This window comes from Virgibacillus oceani (genome assembly GCF_041521345.1).
In the GTDB taxonomy this organism is placed as follows: Bacteria; Bacillota; Bacilli; order Bacillales; family Amphibacillaceae; genus Virgibacillus_N; species Virgibacillus_N oceani_A.
Map to the genome: position 1 here is coordinate 14729 of NZ_JBGOHB010000018.1, position 25542 is coordinate 40270.

The 25542-nt window shown below is 39.5% G+C and carries 28 protein-coding genes; 7 read left to right on the forward strand and 21 right to left on the reverse strand.

What is annotated here, in order from left to right; all coding sequences use genetic code 11:
- Positions 1–150: 150 nt before the first annotated feature.
- From ACDX78_RS13845 to ACDX78_RS13895, 11 genes are all read right to left on the reverse strand, one after another.
- Positions 151–357, reverse strand: coding sequence for a YlzJ-like family protein (locus ACDX78_RS13845; RefSeq protein ID WP_486028741.1), 207 nt, complete (start codon positions 355–357; stop codon positions 151–153).
- Positions 354–1091, reverse strand: a complete 738-nt coding sequence (locus ACDX78_RS13850) for a ClpP family protease (RefSeq protein ID WP_486028742.1) — start codon at positions 1089–1091, stop codon at positions 354–356. The genes ACDX78_RS13845 and ACDX78_RS13850 overlap by 4 nt, the downstream gene beginning before the upstream one ends.
- A gap of 202 nt (positions 1092–1293) precedes the next feature.
- Positions 1294–2169 carry a 4-hydroxy-tetrahydrodipicolinate synthase gene (gene dapA / locus ACDX78_RS13855; protein ID WP_486028743.1) on the reverse strand — a complete coding sequence of 292 codons (876 nt, stop codon included), beginning with the start codon at positions 2167–2169 and terminating at the stop codon, positions 1294–1296.
- A 142-nt stretch (positions 2170–2311) separates the two neighbouring features.
- The gene (dapG, locus tag ACDX78_RS13860; RefSeq protein WP_486028744.1) at positions 2312–3550 is read right to left on the reverse strand and encodes an aspartate kinase; all 1239 of its coding nucleotides are present in this window, start codon (positions 3548–3550) and stop codon (positions 2312–2314) included.
- A 13-nt stretch (positions 3551–3563) separates the two neighbouring features.
- Entirely contained in the window at positions 3564–4613 is a 1050-nt protein-coding gene (asd, locus tag ACDX78_RS13865) for an aspartate-semialdehyde dehydrogenase (protein WP_486028745.1), read from the reverse strand.
- Positions 4614–4679: 66 nt separating this feature from the next.
- Positions 4680–5270: a dipicolinate synthase subunit B gene (gene dpaB, locus ACDX78_RS13870; protein ID WP_486028746.1), complete on the reverse strand. Its 591-nt coding sequence runs from the start codon at positions 5268–5270 to the stop codon at positions 4680–4682.
- A 36-nt stretch (positions 5271–5306) separates the two neighbouring features.
- Positions 5307–6176 carry a dipicolinic acid synthetase subunit A gene (gene dpaA, locus ACDX78_RS13875; RefSeq protein WP_486028747.1) on the reverse strand — a complete coding sequence of 290 codons (870 nt, stop codon included), beginning with the start codon at positions 6174–6176 and terminating at the stop codon, positions 5307–5309.
- A gap of 137 nt (positions 6177–6313) precedes the next feature.
- Entirely contained in the window at positions 6314–6556 is a 243-nt protein-coding gene (locus ACDX78_RS13880; RefSeq protein WP_486028748.1) for a YlmC/YmxH family sporulation protein, read from the reverse strand.
- 598 nt (positions 6557–7154) lie between these two features.
- A complete protein-coding gene (pheT, locus tag ACDX78_RS13885) occupies positions 7155–9581 on the reverse strand; it encodes a phenylalanine--tRNA ligase subunit beta (RefSeq protein ID WP_486028749.1) in 2427 nt (808 codons plus the stop codon).
- 15 nt (positions 9582–9596) lie between these two features.
- Positions 9597–10631, reverse strand: coding sequence for a phenylalanine--tRNA ligase subunit alpha (gene pheS, locus ACDX78_RS13890; protein ID WP_486028750.1), 1035 nt, complete (start codon positions 10629–10631; stop codon positions 9597–9599).
- A 342-nt stretch (positions 10632–10973) separates the two neighbouring features.
- Entirely contained in the window at positions 10974–11711 is a 738-nt protein-coding gene (locus ACDX78_RS13895; protein ID WP_486028751.1) for a TrmH family RNA methyltransferase, read from the reverse strand.
- Between the two features lie 131 nt (positions 11712–11842).
- Between ACDX78_RS13895 and sspI the strand changes: the two genes are divergently transcribed.
- The 6 genes from sspI to ACDX78_RS13925 all read left to right on the forward strand — a co-directional run bounded on the left by sspI (position 11843) and on the right by ACDX78_RS13925 (position 18343).
- Positions 11843–12064: a small acid-soluble spore protein SspI gene (sspI, locus tag ACDX78_RS13900; protein ID WP_486028752.1), complete on the forward strand. Its 222-nt coding sequence runs from the start codon at positions 11843–11845 to the stop codon at positions 12062–12064.
- Positions 12065–12793: 729 nt separating this feature from the next.
- Positions 12794–14368, forward strand: coding sequence for a hypothetical protein (locus tag ACDX78_RS13905; RefSeq protein ID WP_486028753.1), 1575 nt, complete (start codon positions 12794–12796; stop codon positions 14366–14368).
- Positions 14369–14395: 27 nt separating this feature from the next.
- On the forward strand, positions 14396–15619 hold the full coding sequence (locus ACDX78_RS13910) for an ABC transporter permease (RefSeq protein ID WP_486028754.1): 1224 nt from the start codon (positions 14396–14398) through the stop codon (positions 15617–15619).
- Complete coding sequence (locus tag ACDX78_RS13915; protein ID WP_486028755.1) at positions 15616–16749, forward strand: ABC transporter permease; 1134 nt, start codon at positions 15616–15618, stop codon at positions 16747–16749. The genes ACDX78_RS13910 and ACDX78_RS13915 overlap by 4 nt, the downstream gene beginning before the upstream one ends.
- Positions 16742–17416 carry an ABC transporter ATP-binding protein gene (locus ACDX78_RS13920; protein ID WP_486028756.1) on the forward strand — a complete coding sequence of 225 codons (675 nt, stop codon included), beginning with the start codon at positions 16742–16744 and terminating at the stop codon, positions 17414–17416. The genes ACDX78_RS13915 and ACDX78_RS13920 overlap by 8 nt, the downstream gene beginning before the upstream one ends.
- 312 nt (positions 17417–17728) lie before the next feature.
- A complete protein-coding gene (locus tag ACDX78_RS13925) occupies positions 17729–18343 on the forward strand; it encodes a lytic transglycosylase domain-containing protein (RefSeq protein ID WP_486028757.1) in 615 nt (204 codons plus the stop codon).
- A 40-nt stretch (positions 18344–18383) separates the two neighbouring features.
- Here ACDX78_RS13925 and ACDX78_RS13930 read toward each other — a convergent pair whose 3' ends face one another.
- The 5 genes from ACDX78_RS13930 to ACDX78_RS13950 form a co-directional block, all read right to left on the reverse strand.
- Positions 18384–19274 (reverse strand): glycine betaine ABC transporter substrate-binding protein, encoded by an 891-nt coding sequence (locus ACDX78_RS13930; protein WP_486028758.1) that lies wholly within the window; start codon positions 19272–19274, stop codon positions 18384–18386.
- Positions 19275–19955, reverse strand: coding sequence for a cysteine hydrolase family protein (locus tag ACDX78_RS13935; protein WP_486028759.1), 681 nt, complete (start codon positions 19953–19955; stop codon positions 19275–19277).
- 21 nt (positions 19956–19976) lie between these two features.
- Positions 19977–20516, reverse strand: coding sequence for a GbsR/MarR family transcriptional regulator (locus tag ACDX78_RS13940; RefSeq protein WP_486028760.1), 540 nt, complete (start codon positions 20514–20516; stop codon positions 19977–19979).
- Positions 20517–20675: 159 nt separating this feature from the next.
- Entirely contained in the window at positions 20676–21761 is a 1086-nt protein-coding gene (locus ACDX78_RS13945) for a M42 family metallopeptidase (RefSeq protein ID WP_486028761.1), read from the reverse strand.
- Between the two features lie 76 nt (positions 21762–21837).
- Positions 21838–22323 carry a dUTP diphosphatase gene (locus ACDX78_RS13950; protein WP_486028762.1) on the reverse strand — a complete coding sequence of 162 codons (486 nt, stop codon included), beginning with the start codon at positions 22321–22323 and terminating at the stop codon, positions 21838–21840.
- A 181-nt stretch (positions 22324–22504) separates the two neighbouring features.
- On the opposite strand from ACDX78_RS13950, the gene ACDX78_RS13955 reads away from it, so the two are divergent.
- The gene (locus ACDX78_RS13955; protein ID WP_486028763.1) at positions 22505–22897 is read left to right on the forward strand and encodes a sigma-w pathway protein ysdB; all 393 of its coding nucleotides are present in this window, start codon (positions 22505–22507) and stop codon (positions 22895–22897) included.
- A 37-nt stretch (positions 22898–22934) separates the two neighbouring features.
- Here ACDX78_RS13955 and ACDX78_RS13960 read toward each other — a convergent pair whose 3' ends face one another.
- From ACDX78_RS13960 to infC, 5 genes are all read right to left on the reverse strand, one after another.
- Positions 22935–23507 carry a TVP38/TMEM64 family protein gene (locus tag ACDX78_RS13960; RefSeq protein ID WP_486028764.1) on the reverse strand — a complete coding sequence of 191 codons (573 nt, stop codon included), beginning with the start codon at positions 23505–23507 and terminating at the stop codon, positions 22935–22937.
- 69 nt (positions 23508–23576) lie between these two features.
- The gene (locus ACDX78_RS13965; RefSeq protein ID WP_486028765.1) at positions 23577–23855 is read right to left on the reverse strand and encodes a DUF1294 domain-containing protein; all 279 of its coding nucleotides are present in this window, start codon (positions 23853–23855) and stop codon (positions 23577–23579) included.
- A gap of 377 nt (positions 23856–24232) precedes the next feature.
- Positions 24233–24589, reverse strand: coding sequence for a 50S ribosomal protein L20 (gene rplT, locus ACDX78_RS13970; RefSeq protein ID WP_486028766.1), 357 nt, complete (start codon positions 24587–24589; stop codon positions 24233–24235).
- Positions 24590–24792: 203 nt separating this feature from the next.
- A complete protein-coding gene (gene rpmI / locus ACDX78_RS13975; RefSeq protein ID WP_461183065.1) occupies positions 24793–24990 on the reverse strand; it encodes a 50S ribosomal protein L35 in 198 nt (65 codons plus the stop codon).
- Between the two features lie 39 nt (positions 24991–25029).
- Positions 25030–25539, reverse strand: coding sequence for a translation initiation factor IF-3 (gene infC, locus ACDX78_RS13980; RefSeq protein ID WP_486028814.1), 510 nt, complete (start codon positions 25537–25539; stop codon positions 25030–25032).
- Positions 25540–25542 lie beyond the last annotated feature (3 nt).

Sequence of the window (25542 nt, forward strand, 5' to 3'; positions counted from 1 at the left end):
CGCCTGGCTTCTTTGCCGGGGGGCGGCTACTAGGGAAAATAATCCCCTTCATTTTTGCTGACGAGCATTTAGCGTAGTCCCTATCTTCTAGAGAAATAAATAGGGAACTTGCAATTGGAGAAACGAACTGTATTTCTGCGGTAGAAAATTCTATGATAAAATGGAGCCCGGTGTAAATTTCTCATTCAGAAAATCTTGGGGGTCAGTGGACATTAGCTGTAAGAGCTGATAGGATCCATCCTCTACTTGTTCTGCATAAACCGATCTTCCTTCATAGGAAATAAAGTGTCGGTTACTGTAGGACGATTTTGCTGGAGGAAAAATATCATCCGGTGATAAAGGCGTATATAAAATCATTGAATCACCTGCTCATCTATTTTCTTATTTTCATCAATCATCTCATTTACCTTTTCCATTGCTTCTTTCACGCCGCCGATTCCATCGATTAAACCATATTCAACCGCTTTTGTCCCGACTACGTTGGTTCCTATGTCTCTTGTTAGATTACCTTTTGCAAACATTAAATCTTTAAATTTTTCTTCTTTAATATTGGAATGATTTACTACAAAATCAATGACTCTTTCCTGCATTTTATCAAGATATTCAAATGTTTGCGGTACCCCTATGACTAAACCTGTTAAACGGACCGGATGAATGGTCATTGTAGCGGTAGGGACAATATAGGAATGATCAGCCGCTACGGCAATAGGAACACCTATAGAATGTCCTCCGCCTAAGACGATAGAAACAGTAGGCTTTGACATGGAAGCAATCATTTCCGATAAAGCGAGTCCCGCCTCCACATCTCCTCCTACTGTGTTTAACAAAATAACCAACCCTTCAATTTTAGGGTTTTGTTCAATAGCAATAAGCTGCGGCAGCAAATGTTCATATTTTGTTGTTTTATTTTGGGGAGGGAGCTGCACATGTCCTTCTATCTGCCCAATGACCGTTAATACATGGACGTTGGTATCAGGTGCCTGGGCTACATTTGATTGTCCGAGCTGCTGAATTTTTTGCACGATGCCAGATTGATTTCCCTGTCCTTCCTCCTGTGGCTGTGTTCCTTTTTTCTCTTCATCTTTACTCAATTACGAACACCCCTTTATCAATTAACTACTACTTAATATGTACGCAAATGAGAATTACCATGCACTGAAAAAATAAAAAGGTCAAATGAAGAAAATACCAGCCAGGAATTAGGTTTGGGGAAGTTGGGTTGCGTTAAATAACATTGCCTGTTGATTCGCTGCTGCCAAATTTTTTATCCCATAAAAAATACCGGCTATAACTTTAGCCGATACTTTTATGAATAACATATTCCAATTTTTTTTGTTCTTGTACGGAAAGAGGAGTTAACGGAAGGCGGACAATGCCTGAATCGAGTCCTTTTATTTTCAATGCGGTTTTCACAGGTGCAGGAGATGGTGAGGAAAATAGTTCATTCATTACAGGCAGTAATTTGCGGTGCAATGAACCGGCTTTATCTATTTCCCCGTTATAAAAGAGCTCAGCCATTTGGTGCATTTCGTTGCCAATAATATGTGATGCAACCGATACAGCACCGTCAGCACCAAGTGACATCATTGGTAATGTCAGACTATCCTCTCCGCTGTAAACACTGAAATCATCTTTCGTATTCTCAATGATCACCGCAGCCTGATCTAAATCGCCTGTAGCTTCTTTGACTGAAACGATATTATCAATCTCACTTAACTGTATAATTGTGTCTGCATTCATTTTAACAGCAGAACGCCCAGGAATATTATATAGCATTACCGGTAAGGATGTTTTATTAGCAATCTCCTTAAAATGTTCATACATTCCCTCTTGACTAGGTTTATTATAGTATGGTGTTACGAGCATGATAGCATCCACGCCGCAGATTTCTGCCTCTTCCGTCAGTCTGATGGATGCATTTGTATTGTTGCTCCCTGTGCCTGCAATCACCGGTACTCTTTTATCCACGACTTTTACAACATGCTTAAACAAATTCATTTTTTCCTCAAAAGTTAATGTAGGCGATTCTCCGGTTGTTCCGGCAATCACCAGCCCATCTGAAAAATTTTGAAGTAAATGTTCGATTAAAATAGTCGTTTGTTCATAATCAACCTCTCCATTTTGTTTGAATGGAGTCACCATCGCTGTTAACATGCGACCAAAGTTCATTTTAACCAGCCTTCTTTCAATTGGAGTGAACTTTCATAGATGTCATTATCTCAACCCGGTAAAAGACCGGGCCGGATTTACAAAGTTGTTGCAGCACACTCGGGAAACAACACAGAATTCATCTTACTTAATGAAAGAATGGTTATTTTATTTGGGACGTGAGCAAACGTTCACCCAAACCAAAAACTTCATGTAAAGCATTTACCGCCTTTTTTAAATCCGCATCCTGTACTAGCACCCAAATGGTTGTATGACTGTCAGCAGACTGTAAAATTTGTATTTCTTGCTCGGTTAAAGCCTGAACAATCCGGGAGGCAACCCCTGGCATTCCTGTCATACCTGCCCCAACAGCAGATACCTTTGCACAGTTTTTTGTAATTTCCGGCTGGAAGCCCAATGTCTCCAAAATACGAACTGCTTTCTCGGTTAACGCATCAGGCACAGTGTAGACTACCCCCGTTGGTGAAATATTTATGAAATCAACGGAAATTCCAGATTCTGCCATCCCTTTAAAAACTTCAGACTGAAAACGGTATACTTCTTCCTTTGTCTGCACTTTTATTTGTGTAACAGATGAAATGTGGGCAATACCGGTGATGAGCCTTTCGGAAATATCTTTTCCCATTTGCTGATCCCTTGAAGAAGTAACCAGAGTTCCCCCATTTTCTGCATAAGTTGATCTGATCTTCATTGGTATTTTAGCCTGCATTGCAATTTCAACGGCCCGGGGATGAATTACTTTTGCTCCCTGGTATGCTAAATTGCAAATTTCTGTATATGTCACAACATCCAGCGGTCTTGCCTTTTCAACAACACGGGGATCTGCCGTCATAATCCCGTTAACATCGGTAAATATCTCAATCTGCTCAGCTTCAAGAGCTGCTCCTAAAGCTGCGGCAGTTGTATCACTGCCGCCGCGTCCAATGGTTGTAATATCCCCTGTCTCTGCTTGGCCCTGGAAGCCTGCTACTACAACGACATCATGGTCTTCCAGCTCCTGCAAAATTCGCCTTGGCTTCACTTCTTTTATTTTTGCCCGGGTGAAATCATCTGTAGTAATAAACCCTGCCTGTGCACCTGTTAATGCAATGGAGTCAATATGATGATGCTTTAATTCATTGGACAAGACTACAGATGATATTACTTCCCCACAGGAAAGGAGCATATCAAGCTCCCTGTCAGTACTTTTATTGCCTGGAAAATTGACGAGATCCAGCAATGTATCTGTTGCATATGGATCCGGTTTTCTGCCTAAAGCCGAAACAACAACTACAAGCTTATAGTTATTCACCAACGCTTCTTTAATGTGTTTAATTACATAGTCTCTATTTTCATCGGATTTTACAGAAGTTCCGCCGAATTTTTGAACTACAATTTGCATATTTCCACCTCTATTACGACAACCATTTATTTTCTATTAATGCTTGTGCTATTTGAACTGTATTCAATGCTGCGCCTTTCATCAAGTTATCTGAAACTACCCATAAATGAAAGCCTTTGTCATGGTCCGGATCCTTTCTGACCCTGCCGACAAATACATCCTCTTTTGATTCAGCACTCAAAGGCGTAGGGTAGGTTTGTGTTGCCGGGTCATCCTGCAGGGTAATCCCTTGTGCATTTTCCAGCTCCCTCCATACATCCTCAACAGTTACGTCATCCCTATCAATTTCAACATACACACTTTCCGCATGCGAAGTGAAAATTGGGAGACGAACACAAGTGGCTGCAACGGCTAAATCCGGTGCATGCATAATTTTTTTCGTTTCATTGATCATTTTCATTTCTTCAAAAGTATATCCATTTTCCTGAAATACATCAATTTGCGGCAGCGCATTGAACGCGATAGGATAATGTTTTTTATCTCCTTTTACAGGGAGCAGTTCAGCTTTTAATTCTTTATTATCCAGCGAATCCCTGCTCTGTTCTTCCAATTCCTTATTAGCCTGTGCACCGGCACCGGACACTGCTTGGTATGTGGATACAATTACTCTGTTTAAACCGAATGTATCTTGTAAAGGTTTTAAAGCCGCTACCATTTGAATCGTAGAACAATTCGGATTGGAAATAATCCCCTGATGGTTTTTTATATCTTCCTTATTTACCTCAGGTACCACAAGCGGTACATCATCAGCCATTCGGAATGCACTGGTATTGTCTACTACTACTGCTCCTTGCTTGACTGCTTCAGGTGCGAATTCTTTGGAAATAGAACCACCTGCTGAAAATAATGCTATATCTACTCCTGCAAAACTGTCTGCTGCAGCTTCTTCGACCGTTATTTCTTTATTTTTAAAATTTATCTTTTTTCCAGCCGATCTTTTGGAAGATAATAATTTTAATTCATTTATCGGAAAACCTTTTTCTTCCAGCAATTTTAATATGTTTTCCCCAACTGCACCTGTTGCTCCTAACACTGCTACATTGTATAGTGTTTTTTGTGCCATTTTCCTGCTCCCACCTTCATTTAAAAATTCATGGTTATTCCTATAATATTCTATTCTAACACATTTCTATTGCATATGCGGAATGATTACAGGCTGAAGTTGGTTATAATGAAGTGCTTCTTCTACCGTATCGCTTAATAAGTCCATATTTGCAACGAGTGAGTTCGGCTTTTTATATGGATTATCCTGACCGTAAGGGATGAAATAAATCAATTTGGTTGCCATAAGCCGCATTAAATTTACGCCATTAAGTCCCAATGCATCATTTGTGGAAATACCCAGAACAACAGGCTGACCATTTCTCATTGTTGCTTTTGCTGCCATGAGTACCGGGCTATCTGTCTGGGCATTGGCAAATTTACTCATCGTGTTTCCAGTTAATGGTGCTATTACCATGCAATCCAATGGGGATTCCGGTCCCAGCGGCTCGGCATCAGGCATATTATCGATTACTTTTTTCCCTGTAATGGTTTCAATTTTTTTAATATGATCCGCTGCTTTTCCAAATTTCGTGTCCGTATTTTGTACTGTATACGTTACAACAGGTACTACTACCGCTTTTTGATCCATCAGTTTTTCCAGCTGCGGAAAAACGTCCTCGTACGTACAGTGGGAAGCAGTGATGCCAAATCCGATCCTTTTACCTTCTAAACTCATCGTTTAAAACTCCTTCCTATTTTTAAATAAACGATTTTAATTACGTAAAAACTGTTTTATTACATCAGCAAGTATCTTTCCTGCTGTTTTAGGAGCCACAATGCCTGGTAAACTTTTTGCCAGAATAGCTTTTATCCCCCGTTTTTCTGCATAATCAAAATCTGTTCCGCCCGGTTTGGAGGCAAGATCAAATATTAATGCGTGCGGGGCTAAATGCTTTATTTCCTCTTTGGTAATGATTTTGTCGGGAATCGTATTAATTAGTAAATCACAATTATTTGTGGAACGATGGAGTTCATCTAAAGGGATAGCGGTTAAACCCATTTCTGTAATTCTAGCCAAGTCTTTAATGCTGCTTGCACTGACGGATACTTTGGCTCCCAGTGCGGAAAACTTATTTGCTACCGTATTTCCGACTCTTCCAAATCCGGTAACAATAACACGTGATCCATGAATGGTGTAATCTGTATGTTCAATTGCCATCATAATTGTTCCTTCTGCAGTAGGGATGGAATTATATATAGCAACATCATCCCTGTTTAATAACGGAATTAACTCCACATTTGCTTCATTCGCTGCCTCAGTTAAATAATCACTGGTATTTCCCGTAAATATAAATGCTGTTTCTTTTAATTTCTGAAACCATTTTTTTTCAATTTTTATTGATTGATCCGAAAACACTGTTTCTACATTGCCTTCTGAATCTGTGCCGGTGATTGGCAATATTACAGCATCTATTTCAGCTGGGTTTAATTCATGAAAATCCATTTGTTTAAGTCCAGTAAACCCTTGTTCTAACCTCTCAAACCCAACGAGAATAATAGTTGCCTCCGGTAGTGATTTCAGCTGCCTTATTAGTTCAAGATATCGTGCGTCCCCTCCTATGACAGCAATTAATTGACTCATTATTGTTAAACACCCTCCAAACTTACACTTCCTTTTGTCATTTCTTTATAGCTTATGTGTTTGTAGGCGGTTAGTGATAAGGAGTTGAAAAAAACCATATAAAAAGGCTGGTATCCAGTGGACACCAGCCTTTTCCATTATTCGAATTCATCTGCATCGATGATGATCATATCTTCTCCTATTTTTCGTATGGACTCCCAGTGGATTTTGGTTTCTTCACCCTCTTTTTTTAATCCGAACCACTTATAATTCGGAATAACAAATGAATCAATTTTTCCGGTTTTCTCATTGATTTCCAGATCAGTTTGTCCTAATATACCAAGCCTTGACCCTTTATTTACATTAACAATCTCTTTCCCGCTCATATCCTTATACCGCATAAATAAAACCCCCACATACATCCTACTAAAAAGATTATGATAAAGGAATATTATTTATAACCAGTGTTAATGATAAGTTCCAACTATAAATTTAGGATGATTTATAATGATGATACCGCCCTGAGGCGTTCCTCTGTCTATATCATAACTTGTTTGTCATTATCCTCCCTGATATTAAGGAGAGAGACCTACAGGATCTCCCGAGTTGCCGTAATATATCGATGTGTAACGTGCCGAGGTCACCGACTCCGAGGAAGCTGTTACTCTCTTGCCATTTGCGCGAGTACCAATATTGTCTTCTGCGCTCTTGAGAGCATCGCCCTTCCTATTTTACGAATTTCGAAGCTCAATCCCCTAAACCGCTTGGTTTACAGCCTATTACCTAGCTGTCTACGCTTAAGCAATGTGTTACCACCTGCCCTCCAAGACTCGCTACCAGTAAATGGCTCGTTCTTTCTCGGTGGGAATCCCACCCACTATATATTACGACCTATGCTCGGTCGCTCCAAGAGTCTACGTATATTTCCGGAACTTCCATAGTAAATCATTCATCTTTCAATGTTTCCTCAGGCTCTGTCCCAGTCTCTTAGTTTACTCATTAAGAACGGACATGTGCATTATATTTTTCCTTTACTGCCTCAATTATTTTATTAAATGAAGCTTCTACTTCTTCATCCTTTAAGGTTTTCTCGGGATGCTGGTACAAAAGATTATAAGCAATCGACTTTTTACCATTTTGAATATTTTCTCCTTCATATACATCAAAGACCTGCACTTGTTTAACAAGTGGTGCACCAATTTCTTCAATAGTTGCTTTCACATCCCCTGCCAATAATTCTTCATCCAGGGTGAATGCAACATCTCTTGAAATGGAAGGATACTTCGGTATTTGTGTATATCCGGGCACACGATCATATGCTTTCAGGACTTCTTCAAAATTCACATCAAACAGATACGTTGCTTTAAGATCCATTTTCTTTTGCAATAAAGGATGCAGCTGTCCGATAAAACCAACCATTTGATTGTTTATCTCGAGTGTCGCACTTCTTCCCGGGTGCATGTCATTCATTTTCTTCTGCTTAAAATTAACTTGTATATCCAGGTAATCAAACAAACCTTCCATTAATCCTTTCACAACATAGAAGTCAACTTCTTTTTTTTCCTGCTGCCAAGGATGCTCAAGCCATTGACCGCTCAGAACACCGGAGAGCCGCAAACGCTCTTCCGGTTGACGAGTCAGCGTCTCTTCATCAGATATAAAAATACTGCCAAGCTCGTAATAGGCAATGTCATACTGGTTTCTTGCCTGGTTATAAGAAACAGTCGTTAACAATTCCGGCAGAAGACTTAGCCTTAAATATTTATGATCCTCACTCATTGGCTTTGCCAGCTGTACAGGTGTTAGTTTTTCTTCATTCATTTCAGGGCTAATCAAATGATTTATTTTTCCCTCATCTGTCAGTGAATAAGTGATCGTCTCCATCAGTCCGGCACCTTGTAAATAATTATTTACATTCCGCCTTAGCAATTGGTCCCCGGTCAATGCCCCTGCCTGTGAAGCCCCTGCAGGTAATGTGAATGGCAAATGATCATAACCGTAAATACGGGCTATTTCTTCCAGCATATCTTCAGAAATAGAGATATCCTGTCTTCTTGTGGGTGCATAAACGTTAAAATGATCCCCATCCCGGTCAAAGTTAAACCGCAGTTTATTTAAAATGTGAACGATGTCTTCTGCAGAAATTTCCGTTCCAAGCCGTTTGTTGATTTCTGCCGTATTCATTTTCACAACATTTTCAGTAGCGTCCAATACATCAAATTCCGCTGCATTTGCATACACTTTTCCATTCGCATACTTATGAAGTAGTTGGCAGGCACGGCGTCCGGCTTTTTTAATACGGTTTGGATCAATTCCTTTTTCAAACCTGGTACTTGACTCACTTCTAAGCCCTGTTTGTTTAACTGTTTTTCTTACAGTTGCAGGAGAAAAAGAAGCAGCCTCCAGCAGTACGTTAGTCGTTTTTTCGTTTACCTCTGTATCAAAGCCGCCCATTACGCCGGCCAAAGCGACAGGTTTTTTGCCATTTGTAATAACGAGGTTTTCATCTGTCAGCACTCTTTCCTGCTCATCCAATGTAATGATTTTTTCCCCGTCAGCAGCTCGGCGGACAACAATTTTATCAGCATTCAAAAGGTCATAATCAAATGCATGGAGCGGCTGCCCATATTCCAGAAGTACATAATTCGTAATATCCACAACATTATTAATTGGCCGGATTCCTGCAGCCCTTAAGTAATTACTCATCCAGGAAGGAGATGGTTTGATTTCCAGATCCTTAATAAGGAATGCCGCGTAATAAGGATTTAAATCCGGTGTCTCTACCTCCACTGCTATATGATCATTTGCATCCTCATTTAATGTATTCACTTCTTCATCAGGCAGATGAATGGGCTTATCGAGAATCGCAGCTACTTCATAAGCAACACCAAGCATAGATAGTGCGTCTGCACGGTTTGGTGTTAAGTCAAATTCTAACACCGCATCATTCAAATTTAATAACGGTTCTACGCTTTCCCCTATCTTCACTTCATCAGGAAAAACATAGATGCCATCCTCTACATCTTTTGGCACATATTTTTCATCTATTCCCAGTTCCTGCATGGAGCAAATCATTCCATTGGACTCTACACCACGCAGCTTTACTTTTTTAATTTTAAAATTCCCCGGCAGCACTGCACCAGGTTTGGCTACCGCAACTTTCTGACCCCGGGCAACGTTCGGAGCACCGCAAATAATTTGCAATTTCTCATCCCCGACATCGACCTGGCAAAGGCTTAATTTATCAGCATTAGGATGTTGTTCACAGGATTCCACATACCCTGTTACCACACCTTTACTTTCCTCTGCAATATATTCAATGCCATCTACTTCAATCCCAGATTTTGTGATTTTTTCAGCTAATTCTTCCGGGCTAATATCTCCAATATCAACATAATTTTTTAACCAGTTCAGTGATACTAACATGATTTTTTTACCTCCTTACGCTCCGTGAAACTGTTTTAAAAACCGAATATCATTTTTATAGAAATGGCGAATGTCATCTACACCATATTTCAGCATAGCGATTCGATCCGGCCCCATTCCAAACGCGAAGCCGGTATATTTATCGGGATCATAACCTGCCATCGACAATACCCTTGGATGAACCATTCCGGCACCTAATATTTCAATCCATCCGGTACCTTTACATACAGAGCACCCTTCACCTTGACAAACTTTACAAGAAATATCCATTTCCACGGAAGGCTCAGTAAACGGGAAATAACTTGGACGCAAACGAATCTCACGATCTTCTCCGAACATTTTCTTGGCAAAGGTATTCAGTGTCCCTTTTAAATCACTCATACGAACATTTTTATCAACGTAAAGTCCTTCGATTTGTGTGAACTGATGGGAATGTGTCGCATCATCCGTATCCCTTCTGTAAACTTTACCAGGGCATATCATTTTCACTGGTTTATTTCCCCCGTATTCAAGCATGGTTCTTGCCTGAACCGGAGAGGTATGCGTGCGTAGCAACAGTTCTTCCGTAATATAAAATGTGTCCTGCATATCCCGGGCGGGGTGGCCTTTTGGCAGGTTTAATGCTTCAAAATTGAAGTAATCTGTTTCCACCTCAGGTCCCTCTCTCACTTCGTATCCCATTCCGATAAAAAGATCCTCGATTTCCTCTTTAATTTGGGTGAGTAAATGTGAACCGCCTACCTTGATCGGCCTTCCCGGCAATGTGACATCAATCGTTTCATCTTCCAGCTGTTTTTCCATTTCCAATCGTTCCAGGTATGACATTTTTTCATCTAATCTCTTTGTAATCTCCTCTCTTACCTGGTTAGCCAGCTCACCTATCACAGGTCTTTCTTCCTTGGAAATCTTTCCCATTCCACGTAACACTTGAGTCAGCGACCCTTTCTTGCCAAGATAAGTTACTTTAATACCTTGCAGTTCTTTCATTTCTTCAGCATTGTTTATTTCTGCCAATGCTTCTTTCTGAATCGTTTGCAGCTGCTCCTTCATATTTTCATGCCTCCTTGAAATTTTACATGTAACTACAAAAAAGCCTCTATCCCAGACAAGGGACGAGGCTATTATTTCGCGGTACCACCCTAATTGACACAGATATACTTATCCTGTGACCAGCTTTTTTTGATAACGGAAAATTCTTTCCGGAACACCTTTACTTGATAAACAAGGTCCTGCGTGTCAGCTCCAGAGTGAAAGGATAATGATAATGAATAGAAATGCTTGCAGTCCAGGGCATTTCTTCCCTTCCTTCATTATTATCACATTATCCATCTCTTTCAACGCGATTAATATGTAACTTATATTATAGATAATTTAAAGAAAGGTTGCAACTTTTTATCCCTTTATATAATACATTAATATACCTGTGGCAACACTCACATTGAGTGATTCCGCCTTCCCGGAGATAGGAATATTTACAATTTCATCAGCAGCTTCAAGCAGTTCTTCTTTCACACCGGCTCCTTCATTGCCAATAAGCAATGCTGTCTTTTCAGGGACTTCAAGGTTATTAAATTGCATCGCCCCCTTAAGCGCTGTTGCCCATACTTTAACATCATTATGCTGCAATTTGGTTATTTCCTCTTTAAGATCATTTTGGCGGATTGGTATATGAAAAAGGGATCCCTGTGTTGCACGAATTACTTTTTCATTATAAACATCTACCGTATCCATTCCTAAAATTACTCCTGCCACACCAAAGGCATCAGCTGTTCGGATGATGGTTCCCAAGTTCCCTGGATCTTGTACAGCATCAATAAGCAATACAAATTTACCTTCCATCGCCTGCGTTTCTTTCATCTCCACAACAGCTGCAATTCCCTGTGGTGTTTTAGTCTGTGATATCCCGTTAAAAACATGTTCACTCACTTCAGCGGTCGGTAACTGGTTAATCCGGTCTGGAAGTATTACATCATGTTGGACTATAACTTCCCGGATAACCCAGTTGCTGTTCATGGCCTCCTCCAGCAAATGGAAGCCTTCAATGAGAAAAGTATTTGTTTTCATTCGATCCTTCCGTTTATGTAATTTTTTCCACGCTTTTACTTTTTCATTTCTTACCGATGTGATCATCTTGTTCATCCTCATTTACCGATTGTTCTATTATCATACATATTTTTCTGTACGCGGGTCAAACTATTACTAACATGGCAGAAAAGATAGTTAATATCTAATTCTGCAGAAGAATTAAAGGGGTGAAAATAATGGATTTAAATTTACGAAAAGCGATTTTATCCAACATTGCTTCCAATGATCAGGAACAATTGGAGGCAACAATTGTAGATGCAGTGCAGGCCGGGGAAGAAAAAATGCTGCCCGGACTTGGTGTACTCTTTGAATTAATATGGAATCAATCTGATGAACAGAATAAGCAAGGTATGATAGAAGCTTTGGAACAGGGAGTTCAGCAAGAGACAACTGAATAGCATGGTATTTTAATCTCGGTTAAGACATGGAAAATAGGAAGCTGGGACAAAACTAGAATTACGATCCAGAATCCGAAAGTTTTACACATTAGCTCCGGCAACATATGGCCCACCGTAAAGATTTGCGTGAGGAATGGCCTCGGTGAGACCCCATAAGCTAGGGTGGCGCGCGGAGGCTCACCAGCCACCCGCGAAAAAGAAGACGCTGAAAACGACCAAAGGGAGTTTGAAGAGATGTCGTACTTGTGCCCGTGGTGAAAGCGAAGTATGTAGCCGGAGCGGTGGTGTGAACGAAAGTTCGGATCTTCCTTGGATTTGTATTGTTTTGTCCCATTTTTTTCCGATTTCACACCAAGAATCGGTTACATCTATAAACAGGAAAGAGATATTATTTGTTTTTATAAAATGATACTTTTGACCTATTAATCGTTAAATAATATCAACCAAACAACATAATAAATCAATAATATAGGTGAAAAGTATTATTTATTTATTCAAGTTCCCATTTTAATTCACAAGAATAATAACTGACATTATTTGACTGCCTTTTTTTAAAGTGATATAAATTATAATGGTGCTTTAATGTTATATAATTTCTCATGACAAATACATATAATTGTAAATGGGGATTAGAAAACTTGGCTTGTCGCTAAAAGGATACTTACAGATGCTTATACAGTGAGCTTTTGCGACGGAAGCCTTAGTTGCCAAAGAGAGGGGAAAATTATTATGGCAGAAGAAACAAAAAAAGGTGCACCAAAAGGCTTAATTGCAATTATTGTAGCAGCAGTAGTTGTGATTGGCGGAGGTGCAGCAGCAATGATGATGCTGAATCTTGGAGAGAAGGAAAAATACTTTCTGGCTGAAAGGGATACCATTGATTTTATGGTAGAAACAGTCGAGGATCGTTATGAACCGGAAATGAACTGGCTGAAACATACACAAGAAAATGTGACAGAATCAACCATTGAATTAGCAGCAGAATACAATGACCCATTTGGCGGTTCTGGAACAATGGGAATGGATCCGTCACAAATTATTAACAACTCCAGTCTCACGATAACTAGTGCAACGGATATGGAAAATGAGGAGTTGTCAGCTGAATTACTTGCAAATATTGGAGGAATAGAGGTTGACGGGATTAATTTTCACTTAACTTCTGAACGGGTATTACTTGGTTTGCCTTTTTTAGAAGAAATCTTGCAATTGATGGATGAAGATTTTGGTCCTCTATTGCATGAATTTGATCCTGCTACTTTTACAGGGGAAGAGACACTGGGCCTGGACTCTGTATTTGATGGTACTAGCGGTTTCCTCACTGAAGAGGATCTGGAACATTTTCAGGAAGAATATCTGGAAATGATCTTTGAAGAATTACCTGAAAGCGCGTTTACCAGTGAGGATGAAGCTACACAGATTATGGGGGAATCCCTTGATACAGAGAAAATAACATTGCATCTTACGGAAGAAGAAATGAAAGAGCTTATTAATCTAGTTATTGCCAAAATGCAGGAAGATGAGAGATTAAAAGAATTAATGCGTGAACAATTTAATCCATTAGTTGCCACTGATCCAATGATGGATCAGGAAATTGACAGGATGATCAGCGAATTTGAAGAAGGACTGGAAGATGCAGAGGAAGCTGTTGAAAATTTGTATATACCTGAAGGACTGACATCTACCCTTTGGGTTCATAATGACCTGGTTGCAAAGCGTGACTTTGAAGTTTCCATAGGCTCCTCCGAGGATGACCTGGTTACATTCAATGTGGCGGGTGAACAGCTATTGGATACCTCCAGCCAATCATTCGATTATGAGCTCAGCTTTTCTGATCCTTCAGATGAAGGCAGCATGAATATTTCCGGAGATCTATCATCAGAGGATGAGAGAATAGAAGACACAATTACACTAACTATTCCGAATGTAGTACAATTAAGCTATAATGGATCAGAAACGCTTGTAGATGGAACACGAGATTTTGAACGTACTTTTTCTTTTGATGATGACTTCAGTAACGGCAGTCTCATCTGGAGTGGTTCAGCAACCTATGACAATGACCAAATGAACTCAGAACATGAAATTTCCGTGGATGGAACCGATGTCGACCCGGACATGTTTGGGTTTTTCATGACGATAGACTCACAAACTATTGATGGTGTGGAAATACCTGATGAAGAAAATGTGAGAGATGTAGGAAGCATGAATGCCGACGAGCTTATGAACTATTTTGAAATGGAAGTAACACCACAGTTCCAGCAGTGGCTAATGGGAATCATGTCGGAAGGCGGCAGCGTCGGGTTTTAATTTTACTGAGAGATAGGAAGTGGTCGAATGCAGTTCGTCCAAAAGCTTCAATTATTCATTTCAAATAATGTTAAGCAGCTCCAGAGGAAGTGGCTATCACTTCCTCTTCTTTTGCTTTTTCCCATTGTTATAGTTGGACTTGTCGTTGCCATTATTATTACTTTTTTTATTCAAGATGATCAGGAAACATTACATATTGGTCTTGTTGACTTGGACAATACGAAAGAAACGCAATTAGTAGTACAGTTAATGGAAGAAGCATCACAGCTGGGAGAATATATACAAATACATAGCATGACAGAATTGGAAGCAGAATCAGCTATTGAGGAAGATGGTATCAGTTCCTATATTACCCTGCCGGAAGCATTTACAAATAATTTATATCAGGGAAATTCGGTGGAAATGCCGATCATTGGAAATCCCCATCAGCCGATCCAAAGTTACATTATTAATGAATTGATTGAAAGTGTTGCCAGACATATCCGTGCTTCCCAGGCAAACATACTTACTATTAATCACTATGCCGGCGAAATGGACATGGGCGGTGAAGCTAGAAATGATCTATTGTTTGAACAGTTTCAAGAATTTGTGTTTTATACGATTGGGAAAGATAGAATATTAACAGAAAGAGAAATTGAAAACGTGGCGACTTCACAACCGCTGAATTATTTCAGTATGTCAGGCTGGTTTATCATTTTAACCATCTGGCTTATCACTATCTACACTTTCCTGAGCAGAGAAGATACGGTGAAAATGAAGAATCGGATGAAGCTGTATGGTGTGATGGAAATACAGCAGATCCTGGCAAGGGTATTTGTCACGCTGGCAGTCGCTATTCTTTTTGCCGGCGGGCTGTTTTTGTTATTTTATATATTATTGGAGTGGGACCTTACAGGAGCCAATTTCAGCAGAGTGGCTGGGATTACCATTTTGTACAGTCTTTTGTTCCTTACTTCTTTATCTATTATTGAAGTGCTGATTACTTCTCAAAAATTACGGCTTTTATTTCAAGCTTTATTTACGACTGCCGTATTACTGTTTAGTGGGGCGCTGGTTCCGACGATTTATTTTCCACTAAGTCTCCAGAATTTCCTTGATTACATCTTTTCCGCAGAAACTTTTTTCTGGCTGCAGGAAATTATCGTTCACCAGCGCTTTTATGCTGACTTTAACCCCCTGCTGTTGATGAGTGGAATCGGTTTGTTCCTTTTACTTGGAATATCCATCGGAAAGGAGCGGATACAATCATGATCTCTATATTAAAAATGCGTCTCTTACACTGGAGAAAACAAGTGCTAACCTTGTTATTCTGGCTCCTGTTTCCGATGGTTGCGACGATCAGTGTTATGTATATAACAAGTAACGTTCAGGAAGATAGTGAAATTCCCGTTGGAGTCGTGATGGAAGAAGACTCCATGCTGGCAAATGAGCTGGTAGAGTCTATCATGCAGACAGATTTCATACGTGTAGAGGAAATGACGGAAAAAGAGGCACTGCGTTCCTTGGAAATGCATGAACTCGATAGTGTATTTGTCATCCGGGATGGGTATCAGGATCAAGTAGAACGTGGGACAAGGAATCGTTTACTCATGACCTATCAGTCGGACTTGTCCTTTGCCTATACCCCCGTCTCAGAAATGATTATCTCTTATGTCCAGCAGGATACAGGCAGGTCAAAGGCTGCATATACTGTTTTAGATTTAAGCGAAGCCTATGACATTGCAAACCTATGGTCATGGGAAGAAGTGGTTGCCAAAAGCAAGGAGGTAGAAGCAGAGGAAAATTTGCTGCAAACCGCTTTTTCCTTTCAGGGTGCTGTACCTGATTCTTCAGATGGAAATATGATCCTGTTAGATGCGTGGGGACTATGGACTGTGTTCAGCATACTGGCCGCACTGCTGTTATTCGACTGGTTAATAAAAGAACGAAGAAATAATCTTTATCCGAGATTCATTTTCTTCCGGATTTCCTTTAAACTTTATTTAATGCTAAATGCTTTGATCTATACACTGTTATTTCTCATATTTGATTTCCTTACCGTTTTCACCTTTCATATATTCTTAGGAGGAGAACTTAGCTGGTTTTTTCTTTTCGTATTGATTAGCTATCGATTCATGCTTAACACCGGCGTCTTTTTGTTCACGATGCTGTTTAGAAGTGTTTCTATGTTTTATACTGTTTCATTTGCACTTACATTATTAATAGCTATTATAAGCGGCGCTGTATTACCAACAGAAGGACTAACGAATAGAATATCCTTGCTGGAAATTTTAAATCCGTTCAGGGCATTTTTGAACGGAGAAGCGAGCCTGATATGGTTGCTGATTTTCCTTCTTTTCATCGGTCTTTGGTTCATCAGAAAGGAGAAAGCATATGCTTGAAGTTAACGCGTTGTCAAAAGAATATGGTAAAAAAACTATTTTGGAAGCCATTAGTTTACGTGTGGAAAAGGGAGAAATTATTGGGCTTGTTGGCGAAAACGGTGCTGGAAAGTCCACATTATTAAATATATTGGCTACACTTCAGGTACCAACCGATGGGAACCTTACTTTAAAAGCATTAGATTATAATAAGCATTATAAATTACTGCGGAAACAAATTGGCTATGTTCCTCAGGATATTGCGATCTGGGAGGAATTCACGGTAGAAGAAAATATGCTATTTTTCGAGAAATTATCTTGGAAAAGAAAAACAAATCAAGAATTAAGGCAGCTTTGCCTTGATATGAAGCTGGAAAAGTGGAAAGAACCGGTAAAAAAATTGTCCGGAGGGATGAAACGGAAATTAAATTTGGCAATCAGCCTTATCCATGACCCAGAGCTGTTATTGCTAGACGAGCCAACCGTCGGAATTGACTTGAAATCAAGAAAGGAAATAGGAAGTTATTTAAAAGATCAAGCTAATCAACGTGGAAGAGCAATTGTTTACACCTCCCATGATATGGATGAGATCATCTCGCTTTGTGATAGGGTAATATGTATCGGAGAAGATCCTTTCTATGAAGAAATTTTACAAAGTTCCGGAAAGAAAATCATCTCTTTTTCCTGAAAACTTTGATTCCGGCAGATTCTATTGTAAAATAAAGTGAAACATCATTCAGTGGGGGTTTAGGCCTACAGGACGTAGGTCATGCAGACGTCACCACAATGTTTTTCGGTGGGGCGAGGAACCCACTGTACCGTAGCCCCAGGACGTGGCGATTTTAGTCTGCGTTCCCATCCCCCACTGAATGTTAGTTGAACCAATCGGGCCGTTACTGGCTGTTGGATCTCCCATTTAGAATTTTCTTGATTCCTTCATTCTTGTAGTGGAAGTCTTACAGCCAGTTACACTGCGATAAATTTAGAGGAGAGGAACGATATGGAAATAAGAGATTTACAGCAACTTATACAACATCAGGCAATGTCTGTTCTTACTGGAAATGACAAATTGTATTCCGGTCAGGCTTCCATGGGAGATTCGTCATTCCAACAACTATTGCAGCAAAAAATTAATCAGGCTCAAACAATGCAATCATCATTACCAGCTCAAGGAAACCCAATGGCCATACCGGGAATACCAAATGCAGCCAATGATTCCATAACGCAAGCTGCAGCACCTGCGTCTTTTAATACATATATTCAGGAAGCAGCGAATGAGTACGGCATCGATGAGAACCTGATTCACGCTGTAATTAAAACAGAGTCAAATTATAATTTGAATGCCAGAAGTAGTGCGGGTGCTGAAGGATTGATGCAATTAATGCCGGCAACTGCCAGAGGGTTGGGAGTCGCGAATGCCTTTGATCCACAGCAAAACGTACATGGCGGAACAAAATATTTAAGTCAAATGCTCAAGCGTTATAACGGAAATATGGAGCTGGCTCTTGCCGCCTATAATGCAGGACCTGGTAATGTTGATAAGTATCAGGGGATTCCTCCTTTTAAGGAAACACAGAATTATGTGCGAAAAGTGATGGATGATTATTTGGCATAAAAGTAACCTCATTCCAAACAGATGGAATGAGGTTTGTTTCTTAGTTATTTAACCATTCTTCAACGATGCTCCTGTTATCTTCTATCCATGCTTCGGCGCTATCTTCAAATTCTACACCATTTTGTTCATATTCGAACATCATTTCTTCCAAGTCATTAACATCTATGCTCCATTGAGATAGAATATCATATGCTTCAGGATGTTTCTCTTCTATTCCTTTATAGGAAAGCACATAAACATTGTCGTATTGGTAATGCTCCTGTGTATCCTCAAGGAATTTCAGGTCATGACGTGTAAACATGGAATGCGGACGCCACCCGGTAATAATAAAAGGCTCCTCAGAGGATATCTTTTCTTCCAATACTGCCAGCATAGCTGCTTCACTTGTAGGCACTAATTCATAGCCTTCCAGATCATAATTATCATCTGCAAATACTTGCTTAGCTATTTCCACAATACCTGCTCCATCATCAATGGTCACTACTTCACCATCGAATTTTTCAGCATTTCCAGCAAGATCATCTATGGTTTCCTCTTCCACGTACTCCGGAACGACAAACCCAAGAGGCACCTCTTCATAGGATACAGCTACTTGCTGCAGCGTATCTTCATATTCTTCCCAAAGGGCAGCTTCAGTATATGGCAGCCATGCATCCATGAAGAAATCAATTTCCTCAGTAGCAAGCCCTTCCCATATTACCGGCTGATCCAAAAGTACAATTTCTACTTCATAACCTGCTTCTTCTAGTATTTGCTTGGCAATTTCTGTCGGTGCTTCAGTACTTGTCCAAGAAGTTTGGCCAAATACAATTTCACCTTTTTCCGCTTCGGTCCCTTCTTCATTTTGATCCTGTTCTGCTTCCTCACTATCTGTTCCGCAAGCTCCTATAACAAACAAAGCTGTTAACATCATGATGAATAACCTTTTCATTTATTTTGACTCTCCCTCTATTTCTTGGTGAATTTTTTTCATGTGATCTCTCATTGTTTCCGGGGTAAATTGCATAGCATCCGTTCCATCCGCCTGAAAAAAGCTATGGTTTTCCCCTTTTAATTTTTTAATCATATTTGTTGTGTTATATACCTTTAAATTATAGATCCAATTAATCATCGTTAAGACTGCTGAAATATGTGCACCTTCATTTGTAGCAGTGATCATATCCTCTATGAGATGAACATGATAATCCCTAAAATATGCATCATAAACAGTAGTTAATACACAGCCATCGGTAACGACCCCGCCAACAAGCAGATGCTTTACCCCCATATTCCTCAATAATAAATCCATATTAGTATCATGAAAAGCACTCCAACGGTACTTATCGATTATAATATCTTTTTCATTTGGTTTTATTTCGTCTATAACATCAAACTGCTCTGTACCGGTATTATAGAAATATGGCGTGCCATCTTCATTTAAAGGTTCTCCAATAGAAAGGCCAATGCCATCTTCACGGTTAACCTGCCTTGTATATATAACCGGTAATCCCTTTTCCCTTGCTGTTAATAAGATTTCCTTCGTATTTGCAGTAACTTGATCCATATTTTGTAAACTGAAATTTGATTCCTTCTGCAAATCTATGAGCAGAAGCGCTGTATTGCTGTTATTCATGCTGATTTCTCCTTCTGTACCTTAATCTTTTTTCTTTTCGGGAATTTGTTCGAAAACTTCCCTGGACTCAAAATGATTTGCCAGTCGCATTAACCAATCCAAGTAGTTTTTTGTACTTGAAATTAATTCCATATCCCTTTTGGCAAGCTCTCCAGTCTCTGGCTCTCTGGGGTTGTCAGCAATATCCTTGATGGAACCTTCTGTTTGATCTATTGCTTTTGAAATGATACCGCGCTCCATGCGGATCATCTTTACGAAAAAGTTAAGGAAATTGTTAAGGAAATCCTTTTCAGCAATAAAATGATCTTTCCTCTGCCCTTTTTTCCATACCTTTGTAACCATTTCCGTATCCATTAATTCCCGGACACCATTGCTCACACTTGCCTTACTCATGGCCACTTGATCTTTTATCTCATCCAACGTCAGTGGTTCATCTGAAAAGTAAAGAACGCCGTAAATTCTTCCGACAGATGGGGAGACTCCATAAGCAACCATTGATTGAGCGATCGCAGAAACAAGAATATCCTGATTTTCTTTCAATTTATCCAGCTGGTTGGACAATATGCTTCCCTCCTCTGTTTAATTATTTTAATTTGTATAATACATTTTAAACAAAATGTACGATGTAGTCAAGTGTTATAATAATGCCTCTATTTTTTCATAAAAAAATACCTGGCAGCCCACCAGGTATGAATCATCATATTTTATTTGTATTTAGTATTACGCCAATTTAATTTCTTTTACAGTCTCACTATCCATTTTTTTAATCGCTTCTACAATTAATTTAACCGCATTTTCAAAGTCGTCACGATGTAAAATCGCTGCATGGGAATGAATATATCTTGTTGCAACCGTGATAGATAGTGATGGAACACCGTTTGCACTCAGATGAATGGCTCCGGAATCCGTTCCGCCACCAGCCATAGATGTATACTGATATGGAATATCATTTTCATCAGCTGTATTGACAATAAAGTCACGTACTCCTTTATGGGAGATCATGGATGCATCATACAGCACAAGCTGTGGGCCTTTTCCAAGTTTGCTGTCTGCGTCCTGGTCTGAAATACCCGGTGTATCTCCTGCGATGCCAACGTCCACGCCAAAACCGATATCAGGCTCAATTTTATTTGCAGAAGTACGGGCACCGCGCAGACCGACTTCCTCTTGAATCGTTCCGACACCGTACACGACGTTCGGATGATCTTCATCTTTTAGTTGTTTTAACACTTCAATCGCTATTGCACAGCCAATCCGGTTATCCCACGCTTTTGCTAAGAGCATCTTTTCATTTTTCAACTGGCTGAATTCAAAATACGGTACAATCGAATCACCTGGTTTCACACCAAATTCAAGTGCTTCTTCTTTGCTGGAAGCACCGATATCAATAAACATATCTTTTATTTCCACCGGCTTTTTGCGTGCTTCCGCCGATAGAATATGGGGTGGTTTGGAACCGATTACTCCGGTAACATCCCCATCACTACCCATGATGGTAACTCGCTGGGCAAGCATTACCTGATTCCACCAGCCGCCGATCGTTTGAAAATATACAAAGCCTTTGTCATCAACCCTTGTAACCATAAAACCAATTTCATCCAGATGTCCTGCTACCATAATTTTCGGGCCCTTTTCGTTCCCAACTTTTTTCCCTATTAAGCTGCCAAGATTATCTGTATATACCTCGTCTGCATATGGTGCAAGATATTTTTCCATTACATCTCTTGCTTCTTTTTCGTGTCCTGAGATGCCTTTTGCGTCTGTTAAATCCTTGAGCATCGTTAATGTATCATCCATTTTTGCCATATACGAAAAAACCTCCTCTTTTATCTACCCTTTTTAGTATAACGATCTTTTTCTAAACTACAAAACATTTCTGTCCTTAGTAGCCTTGATTTTGGCGATCATAGTTCACTTCATTTTTTTCATAATATGCATTTTTTATATCCGTCTCCGAAAAACCTAATAGTTCACCCAATTGCAAGTAGTTTTCCATCATGTTTTCATACGCTGTTTCACCTGGATGCTGATGAAACAGGGTGCATCTTTCAAATACTTGATTAAACTGTTTTGTCATCGATATTTCACCGGCCGGGTGCGGTGTACCTTTATACTGGTGACCAATTTCATTTCCGAGTGACAGCAGAAAATGAATTCCGTCCACATATTCCTCTAATATGGTGTGTTTTTCACTTGGCGGTTTTGCACTCCAAAATTTAAAGCATCTCGTTTCATTCGCCAGTTCACCTAGCTCGACAAGCAATGCCAAATATTTTTGCTCGAAAACATCTTTGTTATGTAAATCATTATTTGATTCAATATAGTTGTCCAATTCGCGCTGCATAGCATATAATGATGACCAATCCAAAACATCCTTCCCCCTCTTCTTTTTATCGATTGTATCACACATCACGATAATTTTGTGAAACCTTTACCCGAATATTTTCGTATGCAATGTTAGTGTAAAAAAAACTTGTTGTTAAAGTGTTTCATTTGGGGAAGAAAAAACTGAGACATCAATTTTGAACATAAAGGGAGACATGTCCGCTATGATTGTTATTTTGTTTCGGCTCCTTATTCTTATTGCTATAGTCCTCCTTATTTATACATGGATTCAATATTTGCGGAAACCGGAAAGGCGCCTGCAGTTAGCAAAAAAAACGAATGAATTTTTCTTTTTGGATGAGCCTGAGAACAGTAAAAAAAATGTGCAGTTTGTTTATAAGGGTTGTCTATTTGACGGTGAGAAATACCTGGGGACTACGGAAACTGCTTTTGAAGTAGTGGACATACATGTATCAGTAAGAGACCACCTTGAATTGAAGGGATTTACCCGAGATGATTTATATTTTATGGAAAGTGAAATTCTAAAGCGCTATCCTCATGCAAAAATTGAATGGAAGCATCCAATTAATCAGCTGCTAATTACAAGTATAGAGTAGCTAAATGCTCACCTGCAATTTTACAGGTGAGCTGGTTTTACGTACTTACCTGGAAAAATTCGTTCCATTTGATATACATTTCTTTTCTTCTGAGTACGAATATAACTGGCAGCAGGAATAGCAGGAATGCAATGATATAGATTGGTGTCAGATTGGATATCCAGCCACCGACAGATGTGTAGACAAATGCTAAAGGAACGTTGGATAATAAAGACATTCTCGTATAATCCTTAAAACCTGATGTAATTTCTATTAAGCATATGGAGAGAAGATGAAAATGGATAAATGGAATAAGTCGGAGAACGGCAATTTGCGGAGTGGTAAATGCTGTATTTTTCCCTACAATTTTTTGTTTCAGGTTTATGAATTTGTCGAACGACTTTGGCATCCATCGGATAATAAAATAGAAAAAAATGCTTGATAATGTGATACCAATCAGAGAGTAAAACGTTCCTGCTACAGGGCCGAACAAAATTCCGCCCGATATGCATATAAACACAACCGGAACAAAGAATAACGGCCTTATCAGATGAAAGATAATAAATAAGAGCGGTGCCAGCAAACCGCCTGTACCGATCACAGCTATCAGGTAATCACCAACATGCTCCATTCCACGCCTCCTTTATGCTTCCACTCATAATTTGCATTACAGTACATGTATATGACAATAGACGAGCTATTATGACATAGAAATAAACAAGTAACCAGCAAGGATAAGATTTATGATGAGTACGAGTGGCATACCAAATTTAAATGAGGCATGCTTTGTTTTATGGCGGTACGTCTTCATACCGAAAATTACGCCGATTGCGCCTCCTAAAATCGCAAGCATCCAAAATGTACGCTCAGGGATGCGGTATTTTCTTCTTTCTGCCTTCCTTTTATCCACTCCCATTAGAATAAAGGAAAGTAAGTTTACCCCGATTATGTAGAAAAGGAGCATAGAAATATCGTTCATTGATCTGTCCTCCTATTTATGAGTTTGGTCTGTTTTGCACACTCATATTGGAAAGTTTTTATATGCACATTTTTATTGATTTTCTGTCTTTGAGACTGCTCCTCAATAACTTTTTGATCACTTTACGTATGAATTGAGAATTGAGACTACTTCTCGATGCACTTCTGATTTATTCTATGCATGATTTGGGACTCGAGACCATTTCTTCAGTCACTTTTTAGATCTTGGGAAATATCTCATGAACATTGCGACTCTATTTACAGCTTATATATAGCAGAAGTAGCCATTCTTAGTTCATTTCTTTCAAGCCTTTTCCTTCATAAAAAAGGCCAAATCCTTTCAATCACTATCCAGGATTTGACCTCTTATATTATCTCTTATTTTAGAGCGTCTTTTGCTTTATCTGCCAGTTGAGCAAAGGCTTTTTCATCATTAATTGCAAGATCGGAAAGCATTTTGCGGTTTACTTCAATTCCTGCTACTTTCAAACCATGCATTAAACGGCTGTATGACAGGTCATTCAGACGCGCTGCTGCATTGATACGTGTAATCCATAATTTACGGAAATCACGTTTTTTCTGTCTGCGGTCACGGTATGCATATTGACCTGATTTCATTACCTGCTGTTTTGCTTGTTTAAATAACGCTCTCTTCGAACCATAATAACCTTTAGCCAGTTTGAGGACGCGTTTACGACGTTTACGCGTTACTGTTCCACCTTTTACACGTGCCATAATAATTCCCTCCTAATACATACTTACCAGATTATAAAATTATATAGTTGTGGCTATTTCGAAATAGCCACAACCGGTTCCAGCGCCCAGCGATAGCCAAACTTTACTGTGGGATGAGCATTTTGCGCATTCCGTATTTTGCTAACCGAGCACTTTCGCCTTTGCTTTTTCCAAAAAGCTAAATCTATTTTTTTCGGTTCATTTTATTTATAAGGCATCATTGTTTTAATACGTTTGAAATCACCGGAAGATACAATTGCACTTTTACGCAGTTTGCGTTTTTGCTTTTGTGATTTATTCGCAAACATATGGCTTGTGTACGCATGAGAACGTTTCAGCTTTCCGGTTCCTGTTTTTTTAAAGCGTTTTTGAGAACCTTTATGGGTTTTCATTTTAGGCATGTTGATTTCCTCCTTGTTAACTTGATTGTTGCCGGTTAATTATTTATCTTTATCTTTGGATGGAGCGATCATCATAAACATATTACGACCTTCCATTTTTGGTTTTGATTCCACCGTTGCAATATCTTTTACTTCCTCAGCAAATCGATCCAGTACTTCTCTGCCGAGATCCTTGTGGGTAATTGCACGTCCGCGGAACCGAACCGCAGCTTTCACTTTATCCCCTTTGGAAAGGAACTTCCTTGCATTTTTCAGCTTTGTTTCAAAGTCATGATCGCCAATGCCAGGAGTAAAACGAACCTCTTTTACATTGATCACTTTTTGTTTTTTACGGGCTTCTTTTTCTTTTTTCTGCTGTTCAAATCGAAATTTCCCGTAATCCATAATCCGGCAAACAGGCGGTTTTGCATTCGGTGCCACCAGCACTAAGTCCAACTCACGCTTACTGGCAATTTCCAGTGCCTCCTGTTTTGATTTTACGCCAAGCTGATCCCCTGTAGAGTCAATGAGACGTACCTCTCTCGCACGAATCTTTTCGTTGACATTCATATC

Excerpts from the sequence above, each read along its gene's own strand:
- ACDX78_RS13910 (WP_486028754.1), top strand. The coding sequence starts at position 14,396 with ATGCAGTTCGTCCAAAAGCTTCAATTATTCATTTCAAATAATGTTAAG.
- pheT (WP_486028749.1), bottom strand. The coding sequence starts at position 9,581 with ATGTTAGTATCACTGAACTGGTTAAAAAATTATGTTGATATTGGAGAT.
- ACDX78_RS13955 (WP_486028763.1), top strand. The coding sequence starts at position 22,505 with ATGATTGTTATTTTGTTTCGGCTCCTTATTCTTATTGCTATAGTCCTC.
- rpmI (WP_461183065.1), bottom strand. The coding sequence starts at position 24,990 with ATGCCTAAAATGAAAACCCATAAAGGTTCTCAAAAACGCTTTAAAAAA.
- ACDX78_RS13905 (WP_486028753.1), top strand. The coding sequence starts at position 12,794 with ATGGCAGAAGAAACAAAAAAAGGTGCACCAAAAGGCTTAATTGCAATT.
- pheS (WP_486028750.1), bottom strand. The coding sequence starts at position 10,631 with ATGAAGGAGCAGCTGCAAACGATTCAGAAAGAAGCATTGGCAGAAATA.
- infC (WP_486028814.1), bottom strand. The coding sequence starts at position 25,539 with ATGAATGTCAACGAAAAGATTCGTGCGAGAGAGGTACGTCTCATTGAC.
- dapG (WP_486028744.1), bottom strand. The coding sequence starts at position 3,550 with ATGCAAATTGTAGTTCAAAAATTCGGCGGAACTTCTGTAAAATCCGAT.
- ACDX78_RS13895 (WP_486028751.1), bottom strand. The coding sequence starts at position 11,711 with ATGATCACATCGGTAAGAAATGAAAAAGTAAAAGCGTGGAAAAAATTA.
- dapA (WP_486028743.1), bottom strand. The coding sequence starts at position 2,169 with ATGAACTTTGGTCGCATGTTAACAGCGATGGTGACTCCATTCAAACAA.
- ACDX78_RS13935 (WP_486028759.1), bottom strand. The coding sequence starts at position 19,955 with ATGAATAACAGCAATACAGCGCTTCTGCTCATAGATTTGCAGAAGGAA.
- ACDX78_RS13945 (WP_486028761.1), bottom strand. The coding sequence starts at position 21,761 with ATGGCAAAAATGGATGATACATTAACGATGCTCAAGGATTTAACAGAC.
- ACDX78_RS13915 (WP_486028755.1), top strand. The coding sequence starts at position 15,616 with ATGATCTCTATATTAAAAATGCGTCTCTTACACTGGAGAAAACAAGTG.
- ACDX78_RS13880 (WP_486028748.1), bottom strand. The coding sequence starts at position 6,556 with ATGCGGTATAAGGATATGAGCGGGAAAGAGATTGTTAATGTAAATAAA.
- ACDX78_RS13925 (WP_486028757.1), top strand. The coding sequence starts at position 17,729 with ATGGAAATAAGAGATTTACAGCAACTTATACAACATCAGGCAATGTCT.
- ACDX78_RS13960 (WP_486028764.1), bottom strand. The coding sequence starts at position 23,507 with ATGGAGCATGTTGGTGATTACCTGATAGCTGTGATCGGTACAGGCGGT.
- ACDX78_RS13920 (WP_486028756.1), top strand. The coding sequence starts at position 16,742 with ATGCTTGAAGTTAACGCGTTGTCAAAAGAATATGGTAAAAAAACTATT.
- dpaB (WP_486028746.1), bottom strand. The coding sequence starts at position 5,270 with ATGAGTTTAGAAGGTAAAAGGATCGGATTTGGCATCACTGCTTCCCAC.
- asd (WP_486028745.1), bottom strand. The coding sequence starts at position 4,613 with ATGGCACAAAAAACACTATACAATGTAGCAGTGTTAGGAGCAACAGGT.
- ACDX78_RS13930 (WP_486028758.1), bottom strand. The coding sequence starts at position 19,274 with ATGAAAAGGTTATTCATCATGATGTTAACAGCTTTGTTTGTTATAGGA.
- ACDX78_RS13845 (WP_486028741.1), bottom strand. The coding sequence starts at position 357 with ATGATTTTATATACGCCTTTATCACCGGATGATATTTTTCCTCCAGCA.
- rplT (WP_486028766.1), bottom strand. The coding sequence starts at position 24,589 with ATGGCACGTGTAAAAGGTGGAACAGTAACGCGTAAACGTCGTAAACGC.
- ACDX78_RS13965 (WP_486028765.1), bottom strand. The coding sequence starts at position 23,855 with ATGAACGATATTTCTATGCTCCTTTTCTACATAATCGGGGTAAACTTA.
- dpaA (WP_486028747.1), bottom strand. The coding sequence starts at position 6,176 with ATGAGTCAATTAATTGCTGTCATAGGAGGGGACGCACGATATCTTGAA.
- sspI (WP_486028752.1), top strand. The coding sequence starts at position 11,843 with ATGGATTTAAATTTACGAAAAGCGATTTTATCCAACATTGCTTCCAAT.